Genomic DNA, 1,009 nt, shown 5'->3' with positions numbered 1-1,009 from the left:
GCCCTGCTGCAATAACCTTTGGAGTTCCCTTAGGTTCGTGCTTACATTCTTCTCATACATCCCGATGCTGACACCATCGATACCGCCACTTCCTTGATTCTTTTTCACCGACAGCCAGGCTTCGTCCAGATTGTTCATTTGGTAAACCTTATCGATTAGGGAATAGTAACGTCTTTTCGGTTTCATTGGTGTTTCACCACCTTTACCGCTACTCACCAGGCTGGTCTTGTTTCCGTTACAGATATCGATTCCTTTCTTGTTCCATCCCGGCAACTGCGTGTTAGAAAAAAAAAATTCAATCGCTCCTGCTGCCTTGGATGTACTCAGGTCGCCAGTTTGCCTCATTCCCCAAGCGCTCTCTCGCTCTCGGCGGGCCTCACCCTCTCGGTCAAACCCTCGCTGGTTTACGGCGCTTACGATATCCACTCGCGAACACTCACAGTCTTTGACAAAGCACGTTCCCTTCGCCTCTGTCTCTCCTCTTTTGGAGTGAGAGCAGGGTATGCGGCACCACTTTTTTTTCTCTGGCTGCTCGCCTTCAAAAAAAAAAAAATTCCAGGCGCACACTCATCCGGGTTTTCTCCTCCAGACTGTTACCAGCTTTCATTGGCCCGGACTTGCTCACTACTACGGAACGATCCGCCATCTCGCAACCCTTCGGCTTGGTTTTCCCTTTCGGTTATACCGCCCCTACCTTGTTCGCGTTTGCATCAAGGAGACTACGAGACTTCCCTCAGTTATCTGCACCTTCTGTTCCATCCATCCTGACCCTAATCACGTCGATGAGTCTTGCAGGTCATTTCCCTTTGTGTGTTTTCCTGTAAGATATACGATTTCGTATAGGTTTCCCCGTTTTTACGGCGGGTCACCCAGCATCGCCGCCACCTCTGGTTCACTGCATTCCGGGCTGGACTTTGCCTGCAGGCCCTTCGGATTCTTCCTTACGGAAGACACCCTGCCCTTCCGGCAACCTTCGGTTGCCGGAAGTCTGCTTCGGCTACGGCACTTT

1 pseudogene is annotated in these 1,009 nt (G+C 51.0%); it reads right to left on the bottom strand.

Annotation, left to right across the window (positions count from 1 at the left end):
• Window positions 1–345, bottom strand: a pseudogene (locus A3848_RS32510) (hypothetical protein); the annotation flags it as partial.
• Window positions 346–1,009: the final 664 nt, after the last annotated feature.

The organism is Paenibacillus sp. P32E (genome assembly GCF_001909085.1).
Classification (GTDB): domain Bacteria; phylum Bacillota; class Bacilli; order Paenibacillales; family Paenibacillaceae; genus Paenibacillus_AQ; species Paenibacillus_AQ helianthi.
The sequence above is the reverse complement of the archived record's forward strand: the minus strand, read 5'-3'. Positions and strand labels throughout refer to the sequence as shown.